This is a genomic window from Pseudomonas sp. SID14000, assembly GCF_002165135.1.
Classification (GTDB): domain Bacteria; phylum Pseudomonadota; class Gammaproteobacteria; order Pseudomonadales; family Pseudomonadaceae; genus Aquipseudomonas.
Genome location: NZ_NFZQ01000003.1, coordinates 369,609 through 391,970, shown reverse-complemented (window position 1 = coordinate 391,970; position 22,362 = coordinate 369,609). Strand labels below are relative to the sequence as shown.

23 protein-coding genes are annotated in these 22,362 nt (G+C 63.8%); 14 read left to right on the top strand and 9 right to left on the bottom strand.

Annotated elements, in window-relative coordinates:
• Positions 1 to 184: 184 nt before the first annotated feature.
• The 3 genes from CAY82_RS06910 to CAY82_RS06895 form a co-directional block, all read right to left on the bottom strand.
• Positions 185 to 448, bottom strand: coding sequence for a YebG family protein (locus tag CAY82_RS06910; protein WP_016497959.1), 264 nt, complete (start codon positions 446 to 448; stop codon positions 185 to 187).
• Positions 449 to 550: 102 nt separating this feature from the next.
• Positions 551 to 814, bottom strand: a complete 264-nt coding sequence (locus CAY82_RS06905) for a DUF3077 domain-containing protein (RefSeq protein WP_063913369.1) — start codon at positions 812 to 814, stop codon at positions 551 to 553.
• Positions 815 to 970: 156 nt separating this feature from the next.
• Positions 971 to 1,213 carry a hypothetical protein gene (locus CAY82_RS06895; RefSeq protein WP_087500524.1) on the bottom strand — a complete coding sequence of 81 codons (243 nt, stop codon included), beginning with the start codon at positions 1,211 to 1,213 and terminating at the stop codon, positions 971 to 973.
• Positions 1,214 to 1,661: 448 nt separating this feature from the next.
• On the opposite strand from CAY82_RS06895, the gene CAY82_RS06890 reads away from it, so the two are divergent.
• On the top strand, positions 1,662 to 2,132 hold the full coding sequence (locus tag CAY82_RS06890) for a phosphate-starvation-inducible protein PsiE (protein WP_087500522.1): 471 nt from the start codon (positions 1,662 to 1,664) through the stop codon (positions 2,130 to 2,132).
• 3 nt (positions 2,133 to 2,135) lie between these two features.
• On the opposite strand, the gene CAY82_RS06885 is transcribed toward CAY82_RS06890, so the two are convergent.
• Positions 2,136 to 2,426: a DUF3509 domain-containing protein gene (locus CAY82_RS06885; protein WP_087500520.1), complete on the bottom strand. Its 291-nt coding sequence runs from the start codon at positions 2,424 to 2,426 to the stop codon at positions 2,136 to 2,138.
• A gap of 121 nt (positions 2,427 to 2,547) precedes the next feature.
• Positions 2,548 to 2,895 (bottom strand): HPF/RaiA family ribosome-associated protein, encoded by a 348-nt coding sequence (locus tag CAY82_RS06880; RefSeq protein ID WP_063913366.1) that lies wholly within the window; start codon positions 2,893 to 2,895, stop codon positions 2,548 to 2,550.
• A gap of 232 nt (positions 2,896 to 3,127) precedes the next feature.
• Between CAY82_RS06880 and CAY82_RS06875 the strand changes: the two genes are divergently transcribed.
• From CAY82_RS06875 to CAY82_RS06850, 6 genes are all read left to right on the top strand, one after another.
• Positions 3,128 to 3,433 (top strand): DUF3649 domain-containing protein, encoded by a 306-nt coding sequence (locus CAY82_RS06875; RefSeq protein ID WP_087500518.1) that lies wholly within the window; start codon positions 3,128 to 3,130, stop codon positions 3,431 to 3,433.
• On the top strand, positions 3,430 to 5,007 hold the full coding sequence (locus tag CAY82_RS06870; RefSeq protein WP_087500516.1) for a PepSY domain-containing protein: 1,578 nt from the start codon (positions 3,430 to 3,432) through the stop codon (positions 5,005 to 5,007). The genes CAY82_RS06875 and CAY82_RS06870 overlap by 4 nt, the downstream gene beginning before the upstream one ends.
• Positions 5,007 to 5,333 carry a DUF3325 domain-containing protein gene (locus CAY82_RS06865; protein ID WP_087500514.1) on the top strand — a complete coding sequence of 109 codons (327 nt, stop codon included), beginning with the start codon at positions 5,007 to 5,009 and terminating at the stop codon, positions 5,331 to 5,333. Before CAY82_RS06870 ends, CAY82_RS06865 begins: the two co-directional genes overlap by 1 nt.
• A 22-nt stretch (positions 5,334 to 5,355) precedes the next feature.
• A complete protein-coding gene (locus tag CAY82_RS06860) occupies positions 5,356 to 5,913 on the top strand; it encodes an RNA polymerase sigma factor (RefSeq protein WP_170931039.1) in 558 nt (185 codons plus the stop codon).
• Positions 5,910 to 6,890, top strand: a complete 981-nt coding sequence (locus CAY82_RS06855; RefSeq protein ID WP_087500510.1) for a FecR domain-containing protein — start codon at positions 5,910 to 5,912, stop codon at positions 6,888 to 6,890. Before CAY82_RS06860 ends, CAY82_RS06855 begins: the two co-directional genes overlap by 4 nt.
• Positions 6,891 to 7,108: 218 nt before the next feature.
• A complete protein-coding gene (locus CAY82_RS06850) occupies positions 7,109 to 9,499 on the top strand; it encodes a TonB-dependent receptor (RefSeq protein ID WP_087500508.1) in 2,391 nt (796 codons plus the stop codon).
• A gap of 90 nt (positions 9,500 to 9,589) precedes the next feature.
• Here CAY82_RS06850 and CAY82_RS06845 read toward each other — a convergent pair whose 3' ends face one another.
• Positions 9,590 to 10,465, bottom strand: a complete 876-nt coding sequence (locus tag CAY82_RS06845) for a helix-turn-helix domain-containing protein (RefSeq protein ID WP_087500506.1) — start codon at positions 10,463 to 10,465, stop codon at positions 9,590 to 9,592.
• A 264-nt stretch (positions 10,466 to 10,729) separates the two neighbouring features.
• Here CAY82_RS06845 and CAY82_RS06840 point away from each other — a divergent pair, with 264 nt between their 5' ends.
• Positions 10,730 to 11,632, top strand: coding sequence for a DMT family transporter (locus tag CAY82_RS06840; protein ID WP_087500505.1), 903 nt, complete (start codon positions 10,730 to 10,732; stop codon positions 11,630 to 11,632).
• A gap of 134 nt (positions 11,633 to 11,766) precedes the next feature.
• Here the strand turns inward: CAY82_RS06840 and CAY82_RS06835 are convergent, their stop codons facing one another.
• Complete coding sequence (locus tag CAY82_RS06835) at positions 11,767 to 12,741, bottom strand: D-glycerate dehydrogenase (RefSeq protein ID WP_087500503.1); 975 nt, start codon at positions 12,739 to 12,741, stop codon at positions 11,767 to 11,769.
• Positions 12,742 to 12,958: 217 nt separating this feature from the next.
• Positions 12,959 to 13,906: a LysR family transcriptional regulator gene (locus tag CAY82_RS06830; protein WP_015271759.1), complete on the bottom strand. Its 948-nt coding sequence runs from the start codon at positions 13,904 to 13,906 to the stop codon at positions 12,959 to 12,961.
• A gap of 191 nt (positions 13,907 to 14,097) precedes the next feature.
• On the opposite strand from CAY82_RS06830, the gene CAY82_RS06825 reads away from it, so the two are divergent.
• Genes CAY82_RS06825 through CAY82_RS06810 form a run of 4 tightly spaced genes read left to right on the top strand, consistent with a single transcriptional unit; the run spans position 14,098 to position 18,877 of the window.
• Positions 14,098 to 15,627: an efflux transporter outer membrane subunit gene (locus tag CAY82_RS06825; RefSeq protein WP_087500501.1), complete on the top strand. Its 1,530-nt coding sequence runs from the start codon at positions 14,098 to 14,100 to the stop codon at positions 15,625 to 15,627.
• Positions 15,624 to 17,801 carry an FUSC family protein gene (locus tag CAY82_RS06820; protein WP_087500499.1) on the top strand — a complete coding sequence of 726 codons (2,178 nt, stop codon included), beginning with the start codon at positions 15,624 to 15,626 and terminating at the stop codon, positions 17,799 to 17,801. The genes CAY82_RS06825 and CAY82_RS06820 overlap by 4 nt, the downstream gene beginning before the upstream one ends.
• 4 nt (positions 17,802 to 17,805) lie before the next feature.
• Positions 17,806 to 18,006, top strand: coding sequence for a DUF1656 domain-containing protein (locus CAY82_RS06815; protein WP_008097766.1), 201 nt, complete (start codon positions 17,806 to 17,808; stop codon positions 18,004 to 18,006).
• Positions 18,007 to 18,016: 10 nt separating this feature from the next.
• Positions 18,017 to 18,877, top strand: coding sequence for an HlyD family secretion protein (locus tag CAY82_RS06810; RefSeq protein ID WP_087500498.1), 861 nt, complete (start codon positions 18,017 to 18,019; stop codon positions 18,875 to 18,877).
• Positions 18,878 to 18,946: 69 nt separating this feature from the next.
• On the opposite strand, the gene CAY82_RS06805 is transcribed toward CAY82_RS06810, so the two are convergent.
• On the bottom strand, positions 18,947 to 19,399 hold the full coding sequence (locus CAY82_RS06805; protein ID WP_087500497.1) for a universal stress protein: 453 nt from the start codon (positions 19,397 to 19,399) through the stop codon (positions 18,947 to 18,949).
• A 271-nt stretch (positions 19,400 to 19,670) separates the two neighbouring features.
• On the opposite strand from CAY82_RS06805, the gene CAY82_RS06800 reads away from it, so the two are divergent.
• Together CAY82_RS06800 and CAY82_RS06795 are read left to right on the top strand one after the other, a co-directional pair.
• Positions 19,671 to 20,579 (top strand): LysR family transcriptional regulator, encoded by a 909-nt coding sequence (locus tag CAY82_RS06800; RefSeq protein WP_087500496.1) that lies wholly within the window; start codon positions 19,671 to 19,673, stop codon positions 20,577 to 20,579.
• 236 nt (positions 20,580 to 20,815) lie between these two features.
• Positions 20,816 to 22,357, top strand: a complete 1,542-nt coding sequence (locus tag CAY82_RS06795) for an MFS transporter (protein ID WP_087500495.1) — start codon at positions 20,816 to 20,818, stop codon at positions 22,355 to 22,357.
• Positions 22,358 to 22,362: the final 5 nt, after the last annotated feature.

Sequence of the window (22,362 nt, the reverse complement as noted above, 5' to 3'; positions counted from 1 at the left end):
CCACCTTGCGAAAGCCCCGGTTGCCCTCTAGGTAAGCGGTGATAGCCGTGAGCTTGAACTGCTCTGTGTATTTACCCATAGATCCCCCACGGGTTGGATTGGTGTCCAACTTCTTGGGGGCAGTCCAGGAATACCTCCAGCCCAGCGCTTGTGCCGTACCTGCTGGAGCGGCCAGTGCAGGCAATTACTCGGCCGCTGGCGCTTCGAGCAACTCGGCCAGCGCATCCGGCTGGCTCTTGAACGCCCGGGCGAATACATCGCGGTTTTTGGCCATGTAGATACCGGCTTCCTCGACCTGCTGCTCGGTCAGCGAGGGCACTGCCTTGTGCAGTACTTCGGCCAGGCGCTCGGCCAGTTCGAGCATCTTGTCGTGACGGTCTGCTTCGGCCTTATCCATGAACAAGCGCTCCGGGTCGCGGCTGCTGCGGTACACCACTTCGACGGCCATTCATCACCTCTATGCCTTTTGCTGGGTTTATACTGTATCTATATACAGTAATGGCAATGTTGATTGGTTCGCAAGCAGAAATTGTAGCGTGGCGCAAAGGGCTTACTGCTTCATGCCCAACTCAGCATCATCCATTAGCGCCTTGGCCATCGCGCTCAAGTAGTGCGCAGCCCAGATCATCATCGGTTTCTCGTCCATCAGGCCGGTGATGGTCAGTTCGCGTACATAGCCCATCAGCTCTGAGGACTGCTCGCGGGCGTCCCGGCAAGGGATGCCTGGCTCGATGCGGAAGAGTGGGTGGGTGCCGTTTTCACCTTGGAAGAAGGTGGTTTTGCCGACGGTGAATTGGGTGTCTTCTGTGGTCATTTTTGAATCCCCTGAAAATTCTCGACTGCCTGGACGGGCCCTTTCGCGGGTGAACCCGCTCCCACAGGTACTGCATCTACCTCAAGGCCTGTGGAGATCCTGTGGGAGCGGGTTTACCCGCGAAGAGGCCAGCCCAGACAACGCAACACTCAAACCTCAGTGCAAAGTCCGAGGCTCAGCGGGCATCTGCACCTGAACTAGTGCCGACTCAAGCAAAGCCCGCAACGTCTCCAGCTCATGCATTGAGGTCATCATCAAAATCGATGCTGGCGACTTGGGCTGAAGCAACAAGGCCTGATGCATCACGGTGGCTGCGCACAACGCATAGTCCGTAGCCTGGATCAGGGTGTCTTCAAGGGAATGGGGGGTGTGGGGTGGATCGGGGACTACTTTCAGCATGATGAAGGCCTGTTCAAAGTTGGGGCCACCACCTCCTGCTGTCAAACAGGAAGGCGGCAGCTGTGCATGGGTTGACAGACCGGTGAACAGAACCAAAAGCCGGCGCACACGAGGTGCCCCATGACAGCTGCCATAAAGGCAAAGCCATGTGGTTAGTTCAGGGCGGCCTGTCAAAGCCGGTCGCTGTTTGGCAGCGACGATCCGAGACTAGTGCTCATCCCCGAACACCACAATGGCAGGGAGTATCTTTGGGAAATGCCCTACAAGGAAGGGGTTAAATCTGATTTTTCCCAGCACAGGGCCGTGTTTTTGGCAACTTGCCACGCCTCAACGTGCCTTGCGGCAATCGGTCGCCTTCCAAGGCAGGGGTCTGGCCCTTTAACTGCATGGCACAAGCGTCACAGCGGTGACGCATCATCCTTCAAGACGTATCGGGGAATGGAACATCGTGAACATCAAATGGGCAGAAAAGCTGCGCAAGGGCCTGCACGGCTCGGCCGACTCGCTGGGCAACCTGTGCGTCGAGGCATTCCATTACCTGGCACTGTTCGGCATTGGCGCGATCACCGCCTATGCGGCGGTGATGACGTTCATGGACATGCTCGGCAAGGGCGGGGTCAGTGTCGATGACATCCTGCTGCTGTTCATCTATCTGGAGCTGGGGGCGATGGTCGGTATCTACTTCAAGACCAACCACATGCCGATCCGCTTCCTGCTGTACGTGGCCATCACTGCGCTGACCCGCCTGCTGATCGGCGACGTCTCGCACCACAAGGCGCCGGACGCAGGGCTATTGTACGTGTGCGGTGGCATCCTGCTGCTGGCGTTCGCGATCCTGGTGGTGCGCTACGCCTCGTATCGCTACCCTTCGACCAAGGCGCTGGATGCCAGCGGCAAGGAAGTGGAGGAGGGCAAGTAGCCCTCAGTTGGCAATGAAGTGGCGCGGCTCGTGGCGTGCGTCGCGGGTCAGCGCTGCCAACACCTGCAGGGGGTTCTGGCTGAGTTCGATGGCCAGGCCCAGGCGGATGCTGTCGATTACCCGCTGCAGGCGCACCGGGTCATTGCGCTGGGCCTGGGTGATGAGACGCTTGGCGACCACGCCGGCGTCGTCGGACAGGGTCAGCATGATACTGCCGTCTAGGTTTGCAATGCTCAGGTTGACCCGGTATTCGGGGGCGAATGCAGCACTGATTCGTTCGAATGGGTTGCTCATCGTCTTGCTTCTGCGCTGAATGAATGCAGAGGTTGACCGGGAAAATCGTCGGTTGGTTCAGCGCCATTGATCGATACAAACAAAAACGCCCGGCATCAGGCCGGGCGTTTTGCATTGCCGATCAGGCGTCCGGGTCACTCAGTTCCAGGGCGCCGCGCTTGCTGCGCAGCTTGCCGTAAAAGTGTTCCAGCGCGTGGTTGAGCTTGGCAGCGGCACCATCGACCGCCTGGTCCAGCGAAGTGGCGGTGTGGGTCACGGAAATCGGTTGGTGGCCTTTGGGGCGAGCCTCCATCTGGCAGCGTTTGTCATGCGGTCCGGGCTTGGCGCCGTTCTCGTCGCGCAGGTGAACCTCGATGCGGGTGAGGTCGTCTTCGTAACGTTCCAGCGAGTTCTGCAGTGTGCTGCGGACCCACTGGTCGAGCCGGGCGTTGCCTTCGAAATGGTTGCTGCTGTTGACCTGGATTTGCATGATTCAATCCTTATTCAGCTTGCTCGCATGGAGACGCGCCTAGGCCTTTGAGACCCTTGGTATTTCTGCGTCTCTTGACTCTAAGGTCAGGCAACCGCGAAACGAATTCAAGCCCTTTTTGAAAATAAATTTCTTGTTGCATGCAAGGCGGCAGGCGGCGCATCGTTCGGCCTTTGCTTATGAGAATTGAAATCATTATTATTGCAGCCCCGAAAACGCCCGGACCTTCGCCATGACGCGCAAAACCGCCGGCCTCTCGCTCAGCTATCGCCTGGCCGTGACTTCACGCAGCCTGGCCGCACTGCTGGGCGGCTATCTGCTGGCGTCCATGGCCAGCGTCTGTATTGCCCTGTTAGCGCCACTGCCACAGGTTGATGCCACGCTCACCGGTCTGCTGTTGTCATTCGTCTTCTACCTGCTGGCGTTCATCTGGTGCTTCGCCTGCCGCAGCGCATTGCGTGCCTGGCTGGGCGTGCTGGCGCCCAGCGTATTGCTGGGGGTGATCAGCGGGTTGGCCTACTGGATGAGAACCCCATGAAAGAAGGCTTCCGCCAGGCCATGGCCTGGCTGCACACCTGGACCGGACTGATCTTCGGCTGGCTGTTGTTCGCCATCTTCCTCACCGGCACGCTGTCGTATTTCAAGGAAGAAATTACCCACTGGTCGCAGCCAGAAGTGCGCAGCCATGCACTGGACCCAATCCATAGCCTGGAGGTGGCCCAGCGTTACCTGCAGGACAACGCCGGGCACTCGGGCACCTGGCTGATCCGCATGCCCAACGCACGCGAGGCCGCCTTGAGCGTGGGCTATCGCGACCCCAATGGCGGGCCGCGCGGCTTCGCCAGCAAGACCCTCGATACCCAGACCGGCCAGCCGGTTGAGGCACGCGACAGTCGCGGTGGCGAGTTCTTCTACCGCTTCCACTTCCAGTTGCAGATGCCTCACCCCTTCGGCCGCTGGCTGTCGACGTTCTGTGCCTTCATCATGCTGCTGGGCCTGGTCACCGGCATCATCACCCACAAGAAGATCTTCAAGGAGTTCTTCACCTTCCGCCCCGGCAAGGGCCAGCGCTCCTGGCTGGACGGGCACAACGCCATCGGTGTGCTGGTACTGCCGTTTCACCTGATGATCAGCTACAGCAGCCTGGTGCTGTTCATGTACATGGTAATGCCGGCGGGCATCATGGCCAGCTACGGCAATGACACCGGCAAGTACTTCAACGACCTGTTCGGTCGTAACGATGCGCCCAAGGCGGCCCATGTGGCCGCGCCGCTGGTACCGTTGCCGAACCTGTACGCCAAGGTGCAGGACCTGCAACCGGATACGCATATCGGCCGTATCCAGGTGGACAATGCCGGCGACAGCAATGCCCGCGTCACCTTCACCCAGTCCGCTGCCGACCATGTGGCCTATCGACGCAGCGCCAGCTGGACCTTCGATGGCGCCAGCGGTGCGCTGCTGAGCCAGGGCAAGCCGGAGAGCGGGGCGATGATGACCGCCTTCAGCTTTGCCGGCCTGCACATGGGCAATTTCGCCGGGCCCTGGCTGCGCTGGCTGTACTTCTTCTTTGGCGTGGCCGGTACTGCGGTGATCGGTACCGGGTTGGTGATGTGGCTGGGCAAGCGCCAGCTCAAGCATGCCAAGAGCGAACGCCTGCCGGGCGAACTGCGCCTGGTCGAAGTGCTCAATATCGCCAGCATGAGCGGCCTGCTGCTGGCCGTGGCGGGCTACTTCTGGGCCAACCGCCTGATCCCCATGGGCGTCGAAGGCCGGGCCGACTGGGAGGTCGATGCCTTTTTCATCACCTGGGGCCTTTCGCTGGTGCATGCCGTGCTGCGCAGCGGGCGCCGGGCCTGGGGCGAGCAACTGGCGCTGGGCGCGCTGGCCTTTACCCTGCTGCCGCTGCTCAATGGCCTGAGTACCGACCGGGGCTTGAACCATTCGCTGCAGACGGGTGACTGGGCCATGGCCGGCTTCGACCTGACCGCGCTAGGCACCGGCCTGTTCCTGGCCTGGCTGGCCGGCAAGATGTTGCGCAGCCCGAAGCCGATAGCCAAGCGCGCCCCTCGTGCAGCAAAAAAACCGAGCACTGAAACGGCGGAGGCAAGCTGATGCTGGGGAATGCACTGATCGCCTTCGCAGGTTTCGTCGCCTTGTGCCTGGGAATGGAGAAACACTTCGCCGACCTGCTCGGGCGCAAGCCGCACCCGGGGCAGTTGCGCCTGTTGCGTAGCGCCGGCTGGCTGTTGCTGGTGCTGTCGCTGGTGCTCAGCGTGCACCTGCGCGGTTGGGCCCACGGCCTGGTGGAGTGGACCGCAGTGATGATGGCCGCGGTGACCCTTTGGGTGTTTGGCCTGCCATACCAGCCCCGCCTGCTGCTGGGCCTGGCTGCCGTCAGCGTGGTGCTGGGGCCGCTGCTGTTCGTGTTCGCCGAGTGACCCGGTGAGCGAGCCAGGCGAAATGATCGAGGCGGATGCCGAAAGCGGCGGCGGGCGTGCGCGCTTCGTCCAGGTGTTCCAGGCCCAGCGGGCACGCATGGAGGCGTTGGTGAGCCGCCGGGTCGGCTGCCGGGCCACCGCATCGGACCTGGTCCAGGAGTTGTTCCTGCGCTTTTGGCGCCGCCCTGAGGTCAAGGTCGAGGCGCTGGACACCTACCTGCTGCGTTGCGCCGGCAACCTGGCCATCGACCACCTGCGCAGCGAAGGCAGCCGTGAACGCGTGGTCGAAGCTGTGCTGCCGGTGGATGAAGCGGCCATGACCCAGGCGCCGGAGCAGGCCGTGGAGGTCGACCACGACTTGCAGCGCATCGAAGCTGCCTTGCGCGCCTTGCCTGAACGCACCCGGCAGATCTTCCTGCTCAACCGCATCCACGGCTGCAAGTACGGCGAGATCGCCAAGGCCATGCAACTGTCCCAGAGTGCTGTGGAAAAGCATATGATGCGCGCCCTCGAAGCGTGCAAGGCGAGTGTTGCCGAGCCCGCGTCCACCCCACGCCGGCCAGGGAGTGCCCGCCGATGAGCCGTTTACCGCAGATTACCGAGGCGCAGTCCCGGGCCGCGCTGCAATGGCTCAGCCGAATCAACGAGCAGCCCGCGCAGGCCGAGGGGGCGGCGTTCAAGCGTTGGTTGTTGGCCGACCCCGGGCACCGTGCGGCCTATGACCAGGCCCAGGCGCTGTGGCAGAGCAGCGCCGCTCCGGCGGCGCAGCTGGCCGCCGAAGAACAGGAAGCCCTGCAACGCTACCTTGATGCCATGGCCAGGCCGCCGGCCCGTGGCGCGTGGTGGCGGGGAGCAGCGCTGGCGATGGCGGCCTGCATGGTGCTGGCTGTCGGCGTTGCTGGTGGTTGGCATCCGGGTTACTGGTTGCAGGAATTGCGATCGGACTACAGCAGTGGCAGGCACGTTCGTCAGGTGACCTTGGCCGACCAGTCGCAGGTGACACTTGATGCGGCCAGTGCAATTGCGGTCGATTTCGCCCACGGCGAGCGTCGTGTGCGACTACTACATGGTGCAGCGTTCTTTCAGGTCACGCATACCGGCGAGCCGTTCCTGGTCGAAGCAGGTGGCGGCGAGGTGCGTGTGCTCGGTACCCAGTTCGAGGTGCGCGAGCAGGGCGAGGGCGCCCAGGTCATGGTGCGCAGCGGGCGTGTGGCGGTGAGCCCGGCACAGGGCGCCTTGGCGCGTGAACTGACGGCCAATCAGCAGGTGGCATACTCCGCAGGCCGGGTAGGTGACACTCAGTCGGTGGACAGCGACAACCGTCTGGCCTGGCGCCAGGGCTGGCTGAATTACTACCAGGTGCCGCTGGCGCAGGTGGTCGAGGACTTGGGGCATTACTATCCGGGGCGCATCCTGTTGCTCGATGGTGACCTGGGGCAGCGCAAGGTCAGTGGTAGTTTCCCGGTGGCCGAGCCGTTGCTGGCGCTGGATTCGCTGGGCAAGGTAATGGGCTTTTCGCGGCAGACTGTACTGGGGCGGTTGACCCTGATCCGGTAGTCGCCTGTGCCGGCCTCTTCGTGGGTGAACCCGCTCCCACAGGAGGGGCGCAAGTTTCAAATCCTGTGCAGTACCCGTGGGAGCGGGTTCACCCGCGAAGGGGGCCGCACAGGCAAAAATATTTTCAGATAGCGGGTGAGGTAACAGGACGTGGCATCCGTGTAATGAGTGGAAGTGCGATTCATTCGCAGTCATATCCCTCTCACAGGTCAGCGTCCATGAAGTTCACCCCGCGTTGTGTCCCCCTCTGGCTAGGCCTTTCCGTGCTCCCGGCACTCGCTGTCGCCCCCCTGGCCTGCGCCGCCGAGCAACAGCAGGCGTACGCCTTTGCCCAGCCGGCGCAACCCCTGGCCCAGGCACTCAGCGCCTTCAGCCGCACCACCGGTCAGAGCGTGGTCTACACCCTGGAACTGCCAGGCGTGCAGGCGCCGGCGCTGAACGGCAGGTACAGCGCCGAGCAGGCCCTGCAACAGTTGCTGGGCACTACCGGGCTGGCCTGGCGCCGCGTCGATGCACGCACCCTCACCCTCGAAGCGGTGGACACCTCCGGCGCCCTCAACCTGCAGGCCACCACCGTGACCTCGCAACTGGACGAATACAGCTACCAGCCCCCGGCCACGGCCTCGATCATGCGCGGGCAAGGCCCGAGCCAGGACATCCCCCAGGCGATCAACGTGGTACCGGCTCAGGTCATCCGTGACCAGGCCCCGCGCAACCTCGACGACGCCCTGGCCAACGTCAGCGGCATCACCCAGGGCAACAACTTCGGCGGCACCTCCGACACGGTGATGAAGCGCGGCTTCGGCGACAACCGCGACGGCTCGATCATGCGCGATGGCATGCCGGTCGTGCAGGGCCGCAACCTCAACGCCAGCACCGAGCGGGTCGAAGTGCTCAAGGGCCCGGCCTCGCTGCTGTACGGCATCCAGGACCCGGGCGGGGTGATCAACGTGGTCAGCAAGCGCCCACAACTTGAGCAGTACAACGCCCTGACCGTGCGTGGGTCCACCTACGGTAGCGGCAAGAACGGCAGCGGCGGCGGGCTCGACAGCACCGGTGCGCTGGGCGACAGCAACTTCGCCTATCGCCTGATCGTCGACCACGAAGATGAGGACTACTGGCGCAACTACGGCGTGCACCGCGAATCGCTGGTGGCGCCGTCGCTGGCCTGGCTGGGTGAAGATACCCAGGTGGTGCTGGCCTACGAGCACCGCGAATTTCTCTCCCCCTTCGACCGTGGTACGGCGTTCGGCAACAACGGCCATCCGCTGGACATCCCTGCCACGCGGCGCCTGGACGAGCCCTTCAACGACATGGAGGGGCGTTCCGACCTGTATCGTCTGGAAGTCGACCACCAACTGGCCGATGACTGGAAGCTGCACTTCGGCTACAGCTTCAACCGCGAAACCTATGATGCCAGCCAGGTACGGGTGACCGGCGTGAATGAACAAAACGGCACGCTGTCGCGCAGCATCGACGGCACCCACAACGCCATGAGCCGTGACCAGTTCGCCACCCTGAGCCTGGCCGGCAATGTGGAACTGGCCGGGATGCAGAATGACCTGCTGTTCGGTGTCGATCATGAAGACCGCAAGATTTTCCGCGGTGACATGATCCGGCAGACCGCCCAATCCACCTTCAGCTATACGAATCCGGTCTACGGTCAGGAAGTGGAGGGCACCACCGTAAAAGCCAGTGACAGCGACCAGACCGACAAACTACGCACTGACGCGTTGTTCGTGCAGGACGCGCTGCACCTGGATGATCACTGGATCCTGGTGGCTGGTGCGCGCTTCCAGCAGTTCGATCAGTACGCTGGCCGTGGCCGCCCGTTCAAGGCCAACACCGACATCAATGGCCAGGCGTGGGTGCCGCATGCAGGTATCGTCTACAAGGTGGACGAGCAGCTGTCGTTTTATGGCAGCTATAGTGAGTCGTTCAAGCCCAACTCCACCATCGCGCCGCTGGTCGGCAACGTGGTGCTTGACTCGTCGGTGGCGCCGGAAGAGGGCAAATCGTGGGAACTGGGCGCCAAGCTCGACATGCCGGGCCGCCTCACGGGTACCCTGGCGTTGTTCGATATCACCAAGCGCAACGTGCTGGTTTCCAACTTTGATACCAGTACGCGCGAAACGGTGTACAGCAATGCCGGAGAGGTCAGCTCACGGGGTGTCGAGCTGGACCTGACGGGGCAGTTGAGCGAGCGCTGGAGCCTGATTGGCAGCTATGCCTTCACCGATGCTGAAGTGACCAAAGACCCGGACCTCAAGGGCAACCGCCTGCAGAACGTAGCCCGGCACAGTGGTTCGCTGTCGGCGGTGTATGACTACGGCAGCCTGTTCGGCGGCGACCGGTTGCGTCTTGGCGCTGGGGCACGCTACGTAGGCGAGCGGGCTGGTAACTCGACCAATACCTTCGACTTGCCGTCCTATACCGTGGCCGATGCCTTTGCCAGCTACGAGACCAGGCTCGACGAGCACAAGGTGCTGGTGCAGCTGAACGTGAAGAACCTGTTCGACAAGGTTTACTACAGCTCGGCGGTGAACCAGTACTTTGTGGCCATTGGCGATGCACGGCAGGTGAGCTTGTCCAGTACCTTCGAGTTCTAGGCCAGCCTGTACCGGCCTCTTCGCGGCTAAAGCCGCTCCCACAGGTACTGCATTGCCCTTGAAGGTGGCGCGGCCCCTGTGGGAGCGGCTTTAGCCGCGAATGGCCGAACGGTATTCGCCCGGTGTTGCACCGAGCGCCTGGCGGAACCGGTTGCTGAAATGGCTGGCACTGGCAAACCCGCACAACAGGGCAATCTCCCCCAACGGCATCACCCCCAGCCGCAACAGCTGGCAGGCCCGATGCAGCCGCCGAGCCAGCAGATACTGGTGCGGCGGCAGCCCGAAACTGGCGCGGAACATACGGGCAAAGTGGTATTCGGACAGGTTGCAGCGCAAGGCCAGTTCACCCAGGGTAATGGGCTGGTCCAGGTGCGCTTCGATGTAGTCGACCAGTTGCCGGCGCAGTCTCGGTGCCAGCCCGCCTTTCAGGCGCAGGCCCTGACGCAGCCCGACCTGGCTGAGCAGCGCATGGTCGACGATCTCGTGCGCCAGGCTGCTGGCCAGCAGGCGTTCGCCAGGTTCATCCCAGTCCAGGGTTATCAGCTGGCGAAAGCGCGTGGCCTGCTGCGGGTCATCGAGGAAGGTCGCTTCCTGCAGTTGCAGCTCACGCGGTTCACGGTCGAGCAGGCGCACACAGCCCAGGGCGAATTGCGCCTCGCTGACATACAGGTGTGCCAGGCGGATCGCGCCATTGACCACCCAGTTCGACTCGTGCCCGGCCGGCATCACGCACAGCTTGTCGGGCGCCCCTTTGTCGCCCGGGCGCTGGCGGCGGAAGGTGCCGGTGCCGTCGGCGATGTAGCACGACAGGGTGTGATGACTCGGTGCCTGGTAGTCGCGGGCATCGTCGCGGTTGCTCCACAACGCTGCTGCCAGCCCGTCGCCCAGGTGCGCGCTCAGCTCCAGCCGGGCGTGGGGCGAGGCGTGCATGGCGTTGAATACTTGCAGTTGGGTGAGTGGGGTCATGGGCGGCTCCTCTTGCCAGCCATCCTACTGCGCCTTGGGCAGGCTTACAGCTAGCAGCGGGACAAATGCGCAAGTTTGTGCAAGCGCGTGGGTGTTCGACAGGAGAACACTGAAACGCCTCGGCGAGGGCTGCGCCCTCGATTCGCGGGTGAACCCGCTCCCACAGGGACCGCGCCAGCCTCAAGGGCAGCGTGGTCCCTGTGGGAGCGGCTTGAGCCGCGAAGCGCCGGGCACCGATCTTGAAAGGCCCAAGGAACCGCCGCCATGAACCTGTCACTCTACCTGCTAACTGTCCTGATCTGGGGCACCACCTGGATCGCCCTGAAACTCCAGCTGGGCGTGGTCGCCATTCCGGTCTCGATCGTCTACCGCTTCGCCCTGGCCGGGCTGATCCTGTTCGCCTTCCTGCTGCTCACCCGCCGCCTGCAGCCGATGAACCGGCGTGGCCACCAGATCTGTCTGGCCCAGGGCCTGTGCCTGTTCTGCGTCAACTTCATCTGCTTCCTCAGTGCCAGCCAGTGGATCGCCAGCGGCCTGATCGCCGTGGTGTTCTCCACCGCCACACTGTGGAACGCGCTGAACGCACGGATCTTCTTTGGCCAGAAGATCGCCAGCAACGTGCTCGGCGGTGGCGCCCTGGGCTTGTTCGGCCTGGGCCTGCTGTTCTGGCCGGAGCTTTCCCACCACGCGGCCAGCCGCGAAACCCTTTACGGCCTTGGCCTGGCCCTGCTTGGTACGCTGTGTTTCTCGGCAGGCAACATGCTGTCGAGCATGCAGCAGAAGGCCGGGCTCAAGCCCATGACCACCAATGCCTGGGGCATGGTGTACGGGGCAGCGATGCTGGCGGTGTTCTGCGTGGTCAGTGGCGTGCCGTTCAGCATGGAATGGAACGTGCGGTATATCGGCTCGTTGCTGTACCTGGTGGTGCCGGGCTCGGTGATCGCCTTTACCGCCTACCTGACCCTGGTCGGGCGCATGGGGCCGGAGCGGGCAGCGTACTGTACGGTGCTGTTCCCGTTGGTGGCGTTGAATGTGTCGGCGGTGGCCGAGGGGTATCAGTGGACGGCGCCGGCCCTGCTGGGGCTGGTGGCGGTGATGGCGGGGAATGTGCTGGTGTTTCGCAAGCCCAAGGCCAGGGTGGCTGAGGGTGTAGTGGTGGCCAAATAGGTAATGTGTTGCCTGCACCGGCCTCTTCGCGGGTAAACCCGCTCCCACAGGTACCCCACAGACCTCAGAGCCTGTGCAATACCTGTGGGAGCGGGTTTACCCGCGAAAGGGCCGGTGCAGGCAGTAAAAGGCTATCAGCCCTTCCACACCTGCGGGTTCACCAGGTCCCGCGGCCGCTCACCCAGCAGCGCCGCACGCAGGTTGTCGATTGCCCGGTTGGCCATGGCTTCGCGGGTTTCGGCAGTGGCCGAGCCAACGTGCGGCAAGGTCAGGGCATTGGGCAGCTTGAACAGCGGCGAGTCGCTCAGCGGCTCTTTCTCGTACACGTCCAGGCCCGCACCGCGAATGGTGCCGTTCTGCAGTGCCTCGATCAGCGCAGCTTCGTCCACCACCGGCCCGCGGGCGATGTTGATCAGGAACGCGCTCGGTTTCATCAGTTGCAACTCACGCGCACCGATCAGCTTGCGGGTCGTATCGGACAATGGCACCACGATGCAGACGAAATCGGCTTCGGCCAGCAGTTGCTCCAGGCTGCGGAACTGCGCCCCCAGCTCTTGCTCCAGCGCGGTCTTGCGGCTGTTGCCGGAATAGATGACCGGCATGTTGAACCCGAACCGGCCGCGACGGGCAATGGCGGCACCGATGTTGCCCATGCCGACGATGCCCAGGGTCTTGCCATGCACATCGCTGCCGAAGTGGGCCGGGCCCACGGTGGCCTGCCAGTTGCCGGCCTTGGTCCAGGCATCCAGCTCGGCGGTGCGGCGGGCGCAGCCCATGATCAGCGAGAAGCCCAGGTCGGCGGTGCTTTCGGTCAGCACGTCGGGGGTGTTGGTCAGGGCGATGCCGCGTTCGTTGAAGTAGTCCAGGTCATAGTTGTCGTAGCCGACCGACACGCTAGATACCACTTCCAGCCTGGCCGCGCCTTCAAGTTGCGCCCGGCCGAGCTTGCGGCCAACGCCGATCAGGCCATGGGCTTCGGGCAGGGCTTCGTTGAACTGGGCGTTGATGTCGCCGAGCTTGGGGTTCGGCACGATCACGTTGAAGTCTTGCTGCAGGCGCTCGGCCATGGCCGGGGTGATACGGCTGAAGGCCAGGACGGTCTTTTTCATCGGGCAACTTCTTCTCTGCAAGGCTAGGGGAATGCCGGGCAGTTGACCGCGATGCGGTCATTCGCAGCACAAGGCTGCTCCTACCAGGGACGGCGCTGGGCGCTTTTGTAGGAGCAGCCTTGTGCTGCGAATGGAGGGCGGAGCCCTCCCAGGGGCCTGGCGCTGGAAACAATGGTTAGCAACCTACCATTGTCTGCCCTGGCAATGCAGCAGCTTTTTAGTTGGCGATCATCACCTGATGGGTTTTCAGGTCCGCCTCATGGGCTGCCAGAATCTCCGGTAGCGAGTTGCGCAGGTACTCGACCCAGGTCTTGATCTTGGCATCCAGGTACTGCCGCGACGGGTAGATGGCGTACAGGTTCAGCTCCTGCAGCCGGTACTCGGGCAGCACCCGTACCAGGCTACCGTCGCGCAGGCCGTCGATGGCCGAATAGATCGGCAGCACGCCCACGCCCATGCCGCTGCGGATTGCGGTCTTCATGGCATCGGCAGTATTGACCATGAACGGCGAGCTGGTGATGTTGACCATTTCCTGGCCTTCCGGCCCGTCGAACAGCCACTTTTCCAGCGGGATCACAGGGCTGACCATGCGCAGGCAGGCGTGCTTGAGCAGGTCGGCAGGCTTGTGTGCCACGCCGTGGCGGGCGATGTAGGCGGGCGAGGCGCAGACAATGCTGTAGGTAATGCCCAGACGCTGCGACACGAACCCCGAGTCGGGCAGCTCGGTTGCCAGCACGATGGACACGTCATAGCCCTCGTCGAGCAGGTCGGGCACGCGGTTGGCCATGGTCAGGTCGAAGGTCACGTCCGGGTGCGATTCGCGGTAGCGGGCGATGGCATCGACCACGAAATGTTGGCCGACACCGGTCATCGAGTGCACCTTCAACATCCCGGCCGGGCGGGCATGGGCGTCACTGGCCTCGGCCTCGGCTTCTTCGACATAGGTAAGAATCTGTTCGCAACGCATCAGGTAGCGCTTGCCGGCTTCGGTCAGCGCAATGCGGCGGGTGGTACGGTTGAGCAGCCTTGTTTGCAGATGGGCTTCCAGGTTGGAGACCGCCCGCGACACGTTCGCGGTGGTCGTATCCAGTTGCCCGGCGGCAGCGGTAAAGCTGCCGAGTTGGGCTACGCAACTGAAAGCACGCATGTTTTGCAGGGTGTCCATGGGTCACTCTCGATGTAGAGGACAAAATTGTGTCACGAAGTAACGTAAAAAAGATGAAAAGTTGCCTTCGACCAAAGGCGGATTATCGCTGTTTTGGTAACAAAGATTCGCAGGAATCCACGCTTATCGCCAGTGCTGCCGCCCCCTAGAATTGCCCGGCCTCTTCACCTCTTCCTCGGGAAATCGCAGCTGTGCCGCGTCGCATCATCAGAACGCTCAATGCGTTCAGTGCCTGTGCCCTTGCCCTCACCTTGAGCGGCTGTATCGGAACCTGGGGCATTGCCCCGCAAAGCAAGACGCTGCAAGCCAACACCCTGACAACCGATGCGGCCATACGCGAAGCCGCGACCGACGCCCACTGGCCCGACCAACAGTGGTGGCACGCCTATGGCGACCCACAGCTGGACCGCTGGGTTGCCCTGGCCGTGGCCGGCAGCCCGAGCCTGGCCATGGCTGCGGCGCGGGTACGCGAAGCCAGGGCCATGGCCGGTGTGGTCGAGTCGGCGGAAAAGCTCCAGGCCAATGGCCAGGCCACGCTCAAGCGCCACAACTGGCCTGAAGACCAGTTCTACGGCCCGGGCGCGCTGTCCGGCGCCAACACCTGGGACAACAACGCCGCGATTGGCTTCAGCTACGCGCTCGACTTGTGGGGCCGCGAACGCAATGCCAGCGAGCAGGCTGTGGACCAGGCGCACATGAGCGTGGCCGAAGCCCGCCAGGCGCAGCTGGAGCTGCAGAACAACGTAGTGCGCGCCTACATTCAGCTGAGCCTGCACTTCGCCCAGCGCGATATCGTCAAGGCCGAGCTGGAACAGCAGGAGCAGATCCTGGCCCTGGCCAAGCGCCGTCTGGATGCCGGCATCGGCACCCATTTCGAAGTCAGCCAGGCCGAAGCACCGCTGCCGGAAACCCACCGCCAGCTCGACAGCCTCGACGAAGAAATTGCCTTGGCCCGTAACCAGCTGGCCGCCCTGGCCGGCAAGGGCCCGGGCGAAGGCGCGCAGTTGCAGCGCCCGAGCCTGGCCCTGGCCGCGCCGCTGAAGCTGCCGTCAAACCTGCCGGCCGAACTGGTCGGCCAGCGCCCCGACGTGGTTGCCAGCCGTTGGCAGGTAGCCGCGCAGGCGCGTGGCATCGATGTTGCTCACGCCGGCTTCTTCCCCAACGTCGACTTGGTCGGCAGCCTTGGCTTCATGGCAACCGGCGGTGGCCCGCTGGAATTCCTCACCGGGCGCAAGTTCAACTACAACGTCGGCCCGGCCATCAGCCTTCCGATCTTCGACGGTGGCCGCCTGCGCTCGCAGCTGGGCGTGGCCTCGGCGGGCTATGACGTGGCCGTGGCGCGCTACAACCAGACCGTGGTCGGTGCGCTGAAGAATATTTCCGACCAGCTGATCCGCCGCGAGTCGATGAAAGAGCAGTCGCACTTCGCCGCCGAGTCGGTCGCGGCCGTGCAGAAAACCTACGACATCGCCATGGTCGCCTTCCAGCGTGGTCTTACCGACTACCTCAACGTGCTCAACGCACAGACCTTGTTGTTCCGCCAGCAACAGGTACAGCAGCAGGTGCAGGCCGCCCGCCTGATCGCCCATGCCGATCTGGTCACCGCCCTGGGCGGCGGCTTGCAGGCCGGTCAGGACGTACCGAAAGAGGAGCGCCAGGTAGCGCCGAAAACCCCGGCCACCCTGGCCATTTTCGACAAGAAGCCGGATAACGCCGAATGAGCACTTCCAGTTTGCCCTTGCGCTGGCTGCAGAGCCTGGAATGGCGCCGGGGCTTCTTTGCCTGGGCGCGCACCGACGGGGTGACCTGGGTGTACATCTTCAAGGTGCTGACTGCTGCGTTCATCACCCTGTGGCTGGCCATGCGCCTGGAGCTGCCGCAACCGCGCACGGCGATGATCACCGTGTTCATCGTCATGCAGCCGCAAAGCGGGCATGTTTTTGCCAAGAGCTTCTACCGGGTGCTCGGCACTCTGGCAGGCTCGGCGATGATGGTGGCGCTGATCGCCATCTTCCCGCAGAACACCGAGCTGTTCCTGCCAAGCCTGGCCCTGTGGGTAGGCCTGTGCTCGGCCGGAGCCATGCGCTACCGCACCTTCCGCGCCTATGGCTTCGTGCTTGCCGGCTACACTGCGGCGATGATCGGGCTGCCGGTGCTGGAGCACCCTGACCAGGCCTTCATGGCGGCAGTATGGCGGGTGCTGGAGATCGCCCTGGGCATTCTGGTGTCGACCTTCGTCAGCGCCGCGGTCCTGCCGCAGTCGGCCAGTGCCGCCATGCGCAACGCCCTGTACCAGCGCTTTGGCGTGTTCGCCGGGGTGGTGGTCGAAGCCCTGCGTGGCGACAGCCAGCGGGACCGCTTCGAGAGCAGCAACGTGCGCTTTGTCGCCGAGGCAGTGGGCCTGGAAAGCCTGCGCAACGTCACCGCCTTCGAAGACCCGCACATGCGCCGGCGCTCTGGCCGCCTGGTGCGCATGAACAGCGAGTTCATGGCCATCAGCACGCGCTTCAATGCCCTGCACCGTTTGCTGGAGCGCCTGCGCGCCCGTGGCCCGTTGCAGATTGTCGGTGCCATCGAACCGGGCCTGAACACCCTGGTGGAGCTGTTGCAGCCCTACGTGGGCCGGGCGCTGACCGACGCCGATGCGCTGCGCCTGACCCTGGAGCTGGCCGCCTACAAGGAAGGCCTGCAGGCCCAGGTGCGCGGCCTGCGCGCCGAGTACCTGGCGACCGAGCCGAGCGAGTCTGACCTGCTGGACTTCCACACCGCCTTCGAGCTGCTTTACCGCTTCGTCGACGAAATGTACAGCTACGCCGAAACCCACGCCTCGCTGGCCGCACACCGGCACGAACGTGAGCAGTGGGATGAGCCCTACGTGGCGCAGACCAGCTGGCTGGTATCGCTGGCCGCCGGCGTGCGCGCTTCGGCAGTGCTGTTGCTGCTGGGCAGTTACTGGCTGCTCAGCGACTGGCCCAGCGGCGGCATGATGACCTTGATCGCTACCGTCACCGTGGGCCTCTCGGCGGCTTCGCCGAACCCCAAGCGCATGTCGTTCCAGATGGCCTGCGGCACGGCCATCGGCGCCTTCGTCGGCTTCTTCGAAACCTTCTTCGTGTTCCCCTGGATCGACGGTTTCCCCTTGCTGTGCATGGTGTTGGCGCCAGTGTTCGTGTTGGGGGCGTTTCTCTCCTCCCGCCCGGCTTATGCCGGTTATGGCATCGGCTTGCTGGTGTTTTTCGCCATTGGTTCGGTGCCGAACAACCTCACGGTGTATGACCCGTACACTTTCATCAACGACTACATCGGCATGGTCATTGGCATGTTCGTCTGTGCGGCGGCCGGGGCGATCATCCTGCCGCCCAACAGCCGCTGGTTGTGGAACCGCCTGGAGCAGGAACTGCGTGAGCAGGTACTGTTCGCCATCAGCGGACGTCTGCGTGGCCTGGGGTCGGCCTTCGAAAGCCGCACCCGCGATCTGCTGCACCAGGCTTATGGCTTGGCAGCCGGAAAGCCGCAGGTACAAAGCCAGTTGATGGGCTGGATGTTCACCGTGCTGGAAATCGGCCACGCCATCATCGAGCTGCGCAAGGAGCAGGCCCGCGCCCCGGTGCACCCGGCGTACGCCGAGTCGCAGCCGTGGCGCCAGGCCATCCGGGTCATGGGCCGTGCGCTGACCCGGCTGTTCCTGCAGCCAAACGCCAGCAACCACGAGCGCGCCTTGGTGGCGGTGGACCATGCCATCTCTCGCGTGCAGGCCACCGACGAGCCGTTCGCCCGGCACTTCGACACGTCGGTGCTACGCCGGGTGCAAAGCTACCTGCACTTCATCCGTTCTTCCCTGCTCGACCCACAGTCGCCGTTGGCACCGGCGAAAGGACTGCACGATGCTCCGTGAAACCATGCCCCGTGAAATCGCCTTCCATGGCGTGTACATGCCCACCATGACCTTGATGTTCCTGTTCGCCCTGGGCCTGGCCTGGGGCCTGGACCGGTTCATCGCCAGCCATGATGGCTACCGCTTCTTCTGGCACCCGGCGCTACTGCGCCTGAGCCTGTTCGTCTGCCTGTTCGGCGCCCTGGCGCTGTCGCTCTACTGGTGAGAATCCTTCGATGAAAAAGTTCTTCAGCCTGATCGCCACCCTGTTGGTGCTGGCCTCTGCCGTGGTGATCGGTCGCCAGTTGTGGCTGCATTACATGACCACGCCCTGGACCCGCGACGGCCGTGTGCGTGCCGACATCATCAACGTCGCTGCCGATGTGCCTGGCTATGTGGTGAATGTGCCGGTCAAGGACAACCAGCGGGTGAAGAAGGGCGACCTGCTGATCCAGATCGACCCCGAGCACTACCAGTTGGCAGTCGACCAGGCCAGGGCGCTGGTTGCATCGCGCAAGGCCACCTGGGAGATGCGCAAGGTCAACGCCAAGCGCCGTGCCGACATGGACAACCTGGTGATCTCCAAGGAAAACCGCGACGACGCCAGCAACATCGCCAACTCCGCCCAGGCGGACTATCAGCAGGCCCTTGCCGAACTGGCCGCGGCCGAGCTGAACCTCAAGCGCACGCAAATCTTGGCCACGGTGGACGGCTACGTGACCAACCTGAATATCCACAAGGGTGACTACGCGCGTACCGGCGAAGCGGTGATGGCGGTGGTCGACGAGAACTCGTTCTGGGTGTACGGGTTCTTCGAGGAGACCAAGCTGCCGCATGTGAAGGTGGGTGACCAGGCCGAGCTGCAGATGATGAGCGGCGAGCGCATCAAGGGGCATGTGGAGAGCATCGCCCGTGGCATCTATGACCGCGACAATCCACAGAGCCGCGAGTTGATCGCCGATGTGAACCCGACCTTCAACTGGGTACGGCTGGCGCAGCGGGTGCCGGTGCGCATTCACATCGATGAAGTGCCGGACGGTTTTTTGCTGGCGGCGGGGACGACTTGTACGGTGGTGGTGAAGCCGAGTTCGCCTTGAGAAGTATGTCGCCTGGGATCAAGCGCCGCGCGGGCGGCGCTCGATCTCTCAGGCGATACACCTCTCAAGTCATGCACTCGCCGCCCCCACCAACACCGGTACTTGCACCCGATCAATCACCTTCGCGCTGATCGAGGGGTCCAGCAGCCGCCCCAGCCGCGACAGGTGGCGGTGGCCCATGATGATCAGTTCACAATTCAGTTCCTGCGCCGTGGCCACGATCGCCTCGACCGGCTGCCCGGCCACCATGCAGCCCTGGCAGGCGAATCCGGCTTGCTGCAAGTCGCGCACTGCCTCGGCCACGGCGTGGTCGGCCTGGTGCTGCTCTTCGCAGGCGGCGGGGTATTCTTCCAGTTCTTCTGCAGTGTAGGGCGCAGGTTGGTCGTGGACGGCGAAGGTAGAGTCGATGGCCAGCAGCACGTGCAATTCGTGCTCGCCGGTGCGGCAGTAGCGGCGGGCGAGGGTGAGCAGGGCGGTGGATGCAGGGGAGGCATCGATAGCGATCAGGACGGGGCTGGGCATGTGGAATCCTTGTTCCAGGCTGGCTAAGGGGTTGTCTGTTCTGGCCTCTTCGCGGGTAAACCCGCTCCCACAGGTGCGCCACAATATTCAGAATCTGTGCAGCCACTGTGGGAGCGGGTTTACCCGCGAAGAGGCCGAACCTGCCGTTCCTCATTCTTGGCTCAACCCACCCTCAGGATAAATGCCCCACCACGCACGAGCGCATTGCGTCTGGTGCAATCCACCAACCTGCTACCATCGCCATTCCCCACAGCGGTAACGGAAAACGGCCATGCAACTCCCGGACATGAACCTGCTCGTCGCCCTCGATGCACTGCTTGACGAGGGCAGCGTGGTCGGCGCGGCGCAGCGCATGAACCTGAGCCCGGCGGCGATGAGCCGGACCCTGGGGCGTATTCGCGATGCATTGGGTGATCCGATCCTGGTGCGCGCCGGGCGTGGCCTGGTGCCGACGCCACGGGCGCTGGCCCTGCGCGAGCAGGTGGCGACACTGGTGGAGCAGGCTGGCGAGGTGTTCCGCAGTGCTGACGAGGTCGACCTGCCCAAGCTCGACCGAGCCTTCAACATTCGCACCAATGACCTGTTCATCGCCCTCTACGGCGCCCAGTTGCTGCGGCGCATGCACGAGCAGGCGCCGCGCACGGTGCTGCGCTTCGTGCCGGAAAGCCCCGGCGGCGATGACGACAGCGTGCTGCGCGACGGGCGTACCGACCTGATCATCAGCTCGACCGTGGACCTGGGGCCGGAGATCAAGGTGCAGAGCCTGTTCCAGACCTACTACGTGGGCCTGGCACGGCGTGACCACCCGATTTTCGAGCAGCCGATCACGGCGCACAGTTTTGCCAGTTATCCACAGATCAGCGTGTCCCGCCGTGGTCGGGCCAATGGGCCGATCGACGTGGAGCTGGCCAACTTCAGGGTGCAACGGCGGGTGGCGCTGATTACCCCGAGTTTTCACTCGGCGCTGTTCTCGCTGCCGGATTCCGACCTGATCCTGCCGATGCCGGCAAACATCCTCAACAGCGTGCACAAGCTCGGGTTGCCGCTGCGTTCGTTCGAGATCCCGGTGCCGCTGGAGCGGGTGACCGTGCTGCAGGCCTGGCACCCGCGGTTTCACAATGACCCGGCGCATCGGTGGTTGCGGCAGACCCTGAAGGCCTGTTGCAGCGTTGACCCTTGAGTGATGTTCTGCCTGGGCCGGCCTTTTCGCGGGTGAACCCGCTCCCACAGAAGACATCTCAAGCCTTGAGAGGTGTGTTGTACCTGTGGGAGCGGGTTCACCCGCGAAGCAGGCGACTCGGTTTTGAAGTGGATTGCGCCTGACGCAACATAAACCTATCGAGAAGTCAGTTTTCGTCAGCATTCGACCTTCTTAGACTTGCTCCAGTCGCAAATTGTTGCTGGAGATGTCTGCCCATGAGTTCCCTGTCCGCCCCGTCTGCCGCGATTGCCGCCGCCCCTGCGCCGGCTGCCCCTGCGCAGACTGCGTTTGGCCTGCAGGTAGTGGTCGGGCTGTTCGGTGTGTTGCTGGCCGTATTGTGCGCGGGCCTCAACGAGTCGGTGACCAAGATCTCCCTGGCCGATATCCGCGGGGCCATGGGTATCGGTGCCGACGAAGGTGCCTGGCTGCTCGCGGTTTACAGTGCCGCCTCGGTCTCGGCCATGGCCTTCGCGCCATGGCTGGCCACCACGTTCTCACTGCGGCGCTTCACCATGAGCGCCATCGGTCTGTTCGCCGTGCTCGGCCTGCTGCAACCGTTCGCCCCCAACCTGCACAGCCTGATGCTGCTGCGTGTGCTCCAGGGCTTTGCCTCTGGCGCCTTGCCGCCGATGCTGATGAGTGTGGCCCTGCGCTTCCTGCCACCGGGCATCAAGGTCTATGGCCTGGCCTGCTATGCGCTTACCGCCACCTTCGGCCCCAACCTCGGCACGCCGCTGGCAGGGCTGTGGACGGAATACGTCGGTTGGCAATGGGCGTTCTGGCAGATCATCCTGCCCTCGGCGCTGGCCATTGCCTGCGTCGGTTGGGGCCTGCCGCAGGACCCGCTGCGCCTGGAGCGCTTCAAGCAGTTCGACTGGCGCGGCGTGCTGCTCGGCTTGCCTGCCATCAGTTGCATCGTGCTGGGCCTTTCGCTGGGCGACCGCTGGGGCTGGTTCGATTCGCCGCTGATCTGCTGGCTGCTCGGCGGTGGCCTGCTGTTGCTGGTGCTGTTCATGTACAACGAATGGTCCGAACCGCTGCCGTTCTTCCAGTTGCGTATGCTGTCGCGGCGCAACCTGAGCTTCGCCTTGGTGACCCTGGCCGGCGTACTGATCGTGCTCTCGGGCGTAGGCAGCATTCCGGCGGCCTACCTGGCGCAGATCCAGGGCTACCGCCCGGCGCAGACCAGCCCGCTGATGATGCTGGTCGCCATGCCGCAACTGATCGCCCTGCCACTGACGGCGGCGCTGTGCAACATCCGTGCGGTGGACTGCCGCTGGGTGCTGGGCATCGGCCTGGCGATGCTGGCGGTGTCCTGTGTCGGCAGCAGCTTGCTGACCAGCGAGTGGATCCGTGGCGACTTCTACCCGTTCTACCTGCTGCAGGTGTTCGGCCAGCCGATGGCGGTGTTGCCGTTGCTGATGCTGTCCACCAACGGTATGACCCCGCAGGAAGGCCCGTTCGCCTCCGCCTGGTTCAACACCGTCAAAGGCCTCGCCGCAGTGATTGCCGGTGGCCTGCTGGACGCCTTGGGCACCCTGCGCCGGCACTTCCATTCCAACCATCTGGTGGACAGCCTGGGCAACGCCCCGCAGGTCGACGGTAACGCTGCTGGCCTGGCCAAGCGCATCCACGAGCAGGCGCTGGTGCTGACCTCGGCCGACCTCTACCTGGCCATGGCCTGCATTGCCGTGGTCCTGATCTGCCTGATTCCTTTCGTGCCTACCCGGGTCTATCCGCCGCGCGCGGTGGCTTGAACCCT

Excerpts from the sequence above, each read along its gene's own strand:
- CAY82_RS06830 (WP_015271759.1), bottom strand. The coding sequence starts at position 13,906 with ATGGACACCCTGCAAAACATGCGTGCTTTCAGTTGCGTAGCCCAACTC.
- CAY82_RS06895 (WP_087500524.1), bottom strand. The coding sequence starts at position 1,213 with ATGCTGAAAGTAGTCCCCGATCCACCCCACACCCCCCATTCCCTTGAA.
- CAY82_RS06870 (WP_087500516.1), top strand. The coding sequence starts at position 3,430 with ATGAAAGAAGGCTTCCGCCAGGCCATGGCCTGGCTGCACACCTGGACC.
- CAY82_RS06865 (WP_087500514.1), top strand. The coding sequence starts at position 5,007 with ATGCTGGGGAATGCACTGATCGCCTTCGCAGGTTTCGTCGCCTTGTGC.
- CAY82_RS06815 (WP_008097766.1), top strand. The coding sequence starts at position 17,806 with ATGCCCCGTGAAATCGCCTTCCATGGCGTGTACATGCCCACCATGACC.
- CAY82_RS06835 (WP_087500503.1), bottom strand. The coding sequence starts at position 12,741 with ATGAAAAAGACCGTCCTGGCCTTCAGCCGTATCACCCCGGCCATGGCC.
- CAY82_RS06845 (WP_087500506.1), bottom strand. The coding sequence starts at position 10,465 with ATGACCCCACTCACCCAACTGCAAGTATTCAACGCCATGCACGCCTCG.
- CAY82_RS06875 (WP_087500518.1), top strand. The coding sequence starts at position 3,128 with ATGACGCGCAAAACCGCCGGCCTCTCGCTCAGCTATCGCCTGGCCGTG.
- CAY82_RS06795 (WP_087500495.1), top strand. The coding sequence starts at position 20,816 with ATGAGTTCCCTGTCCGCCCCGTCTGCCGCGATTGCCGCCGCCCCTGCG.
- CAY82_RS06905 (WP_063913369.1), bottom strand. The coding sequence starts at position 814 with ATGACCACAGAAGACACCCAATTCACCGTCGGCAAAACCACCTTCTTC.
- CAY82_RS06860 (WP_170931039.1), top strand. The coding sequence starts at position 5,356 with ATGATCGAGGCGGATGCCGAAAGCGGCGGCGGGCGTGCGCGCTTCGTC.
- CAY82_RS06820 (WP_087500499.1), top strand. The coding sequence starts at position 15,624 with ATGAGCACTTCCAGTTTGCCCTTGCGCTGGCTGCAGAGCCTGGAATGG.
- CAY82_RS06910 (WP_016497959.1), bottom strand. The coding sequence starts at position 448 with ATGGCCGTCGAAGTGGTGTACCGCAGCAGCCGCGACCCGGAGCGCTTG.
- CAY82_RS06840 (WP_087500505.1), top strand. The coding sequence starts at position 10,730 with ATGAACCTGTCACTCTACCTGCTAACTGTCCTGATCTGGGGCACCACC.
- CAY82_RS06850 (WP_087500508.1), top strand. The coding sequence starts at position 7,109 with ATGAAGTTCACCCCGCGTTGTGTCCCCCTCTGGCTAGGCCTTTCCGTG.
- CAY82_RS06810 (WP_087500498.1), top strand. The coding sequence starts at position 18,017 with ATGAAAAAGTTCTTCAGCCTGATCGCCACCCTGTTGGTGCTGGCCTCT.
- CAY82_RS06805 (WP_087500497.1), bottom strand. The coding sequence starts at position 19,399 with ATGCCCAGCCCCGTCCTGATCGCTATCGATGCCTCCCCTGCATCCACC.
- CAY82_RS06880 (WP_063913366.1), bottom strand. The coding sequence starts at position 2,895 with ATGCAAATCCAGGTCAACAGCAGCAACCATTTCGAAGGCAACGCCCGG.
- CAY82_RS06885 (WP_087500520.1), bottom strand. The coding sequence starts at position 2,426 with ATGAGCAACCCATTCGAACGAATCAGTGCTGCATTCGCCCCCGAATAC.
- CAY82_RS06800 (WP_087500496.1), top strand. The coding sequence starts at position 19,671 with ATGCAACTCCCGGACATGAACCTGCTCGTCGCCCTCGATGCACTGCTT.
- CAY82_RS06855 (WP_087500510.1), top strand. The coding sequence starts at position 5,910 with ATGAGCCGTTTACCGCAGATTACCGAGGCGCAGTCCCGGGCCGCGCTG.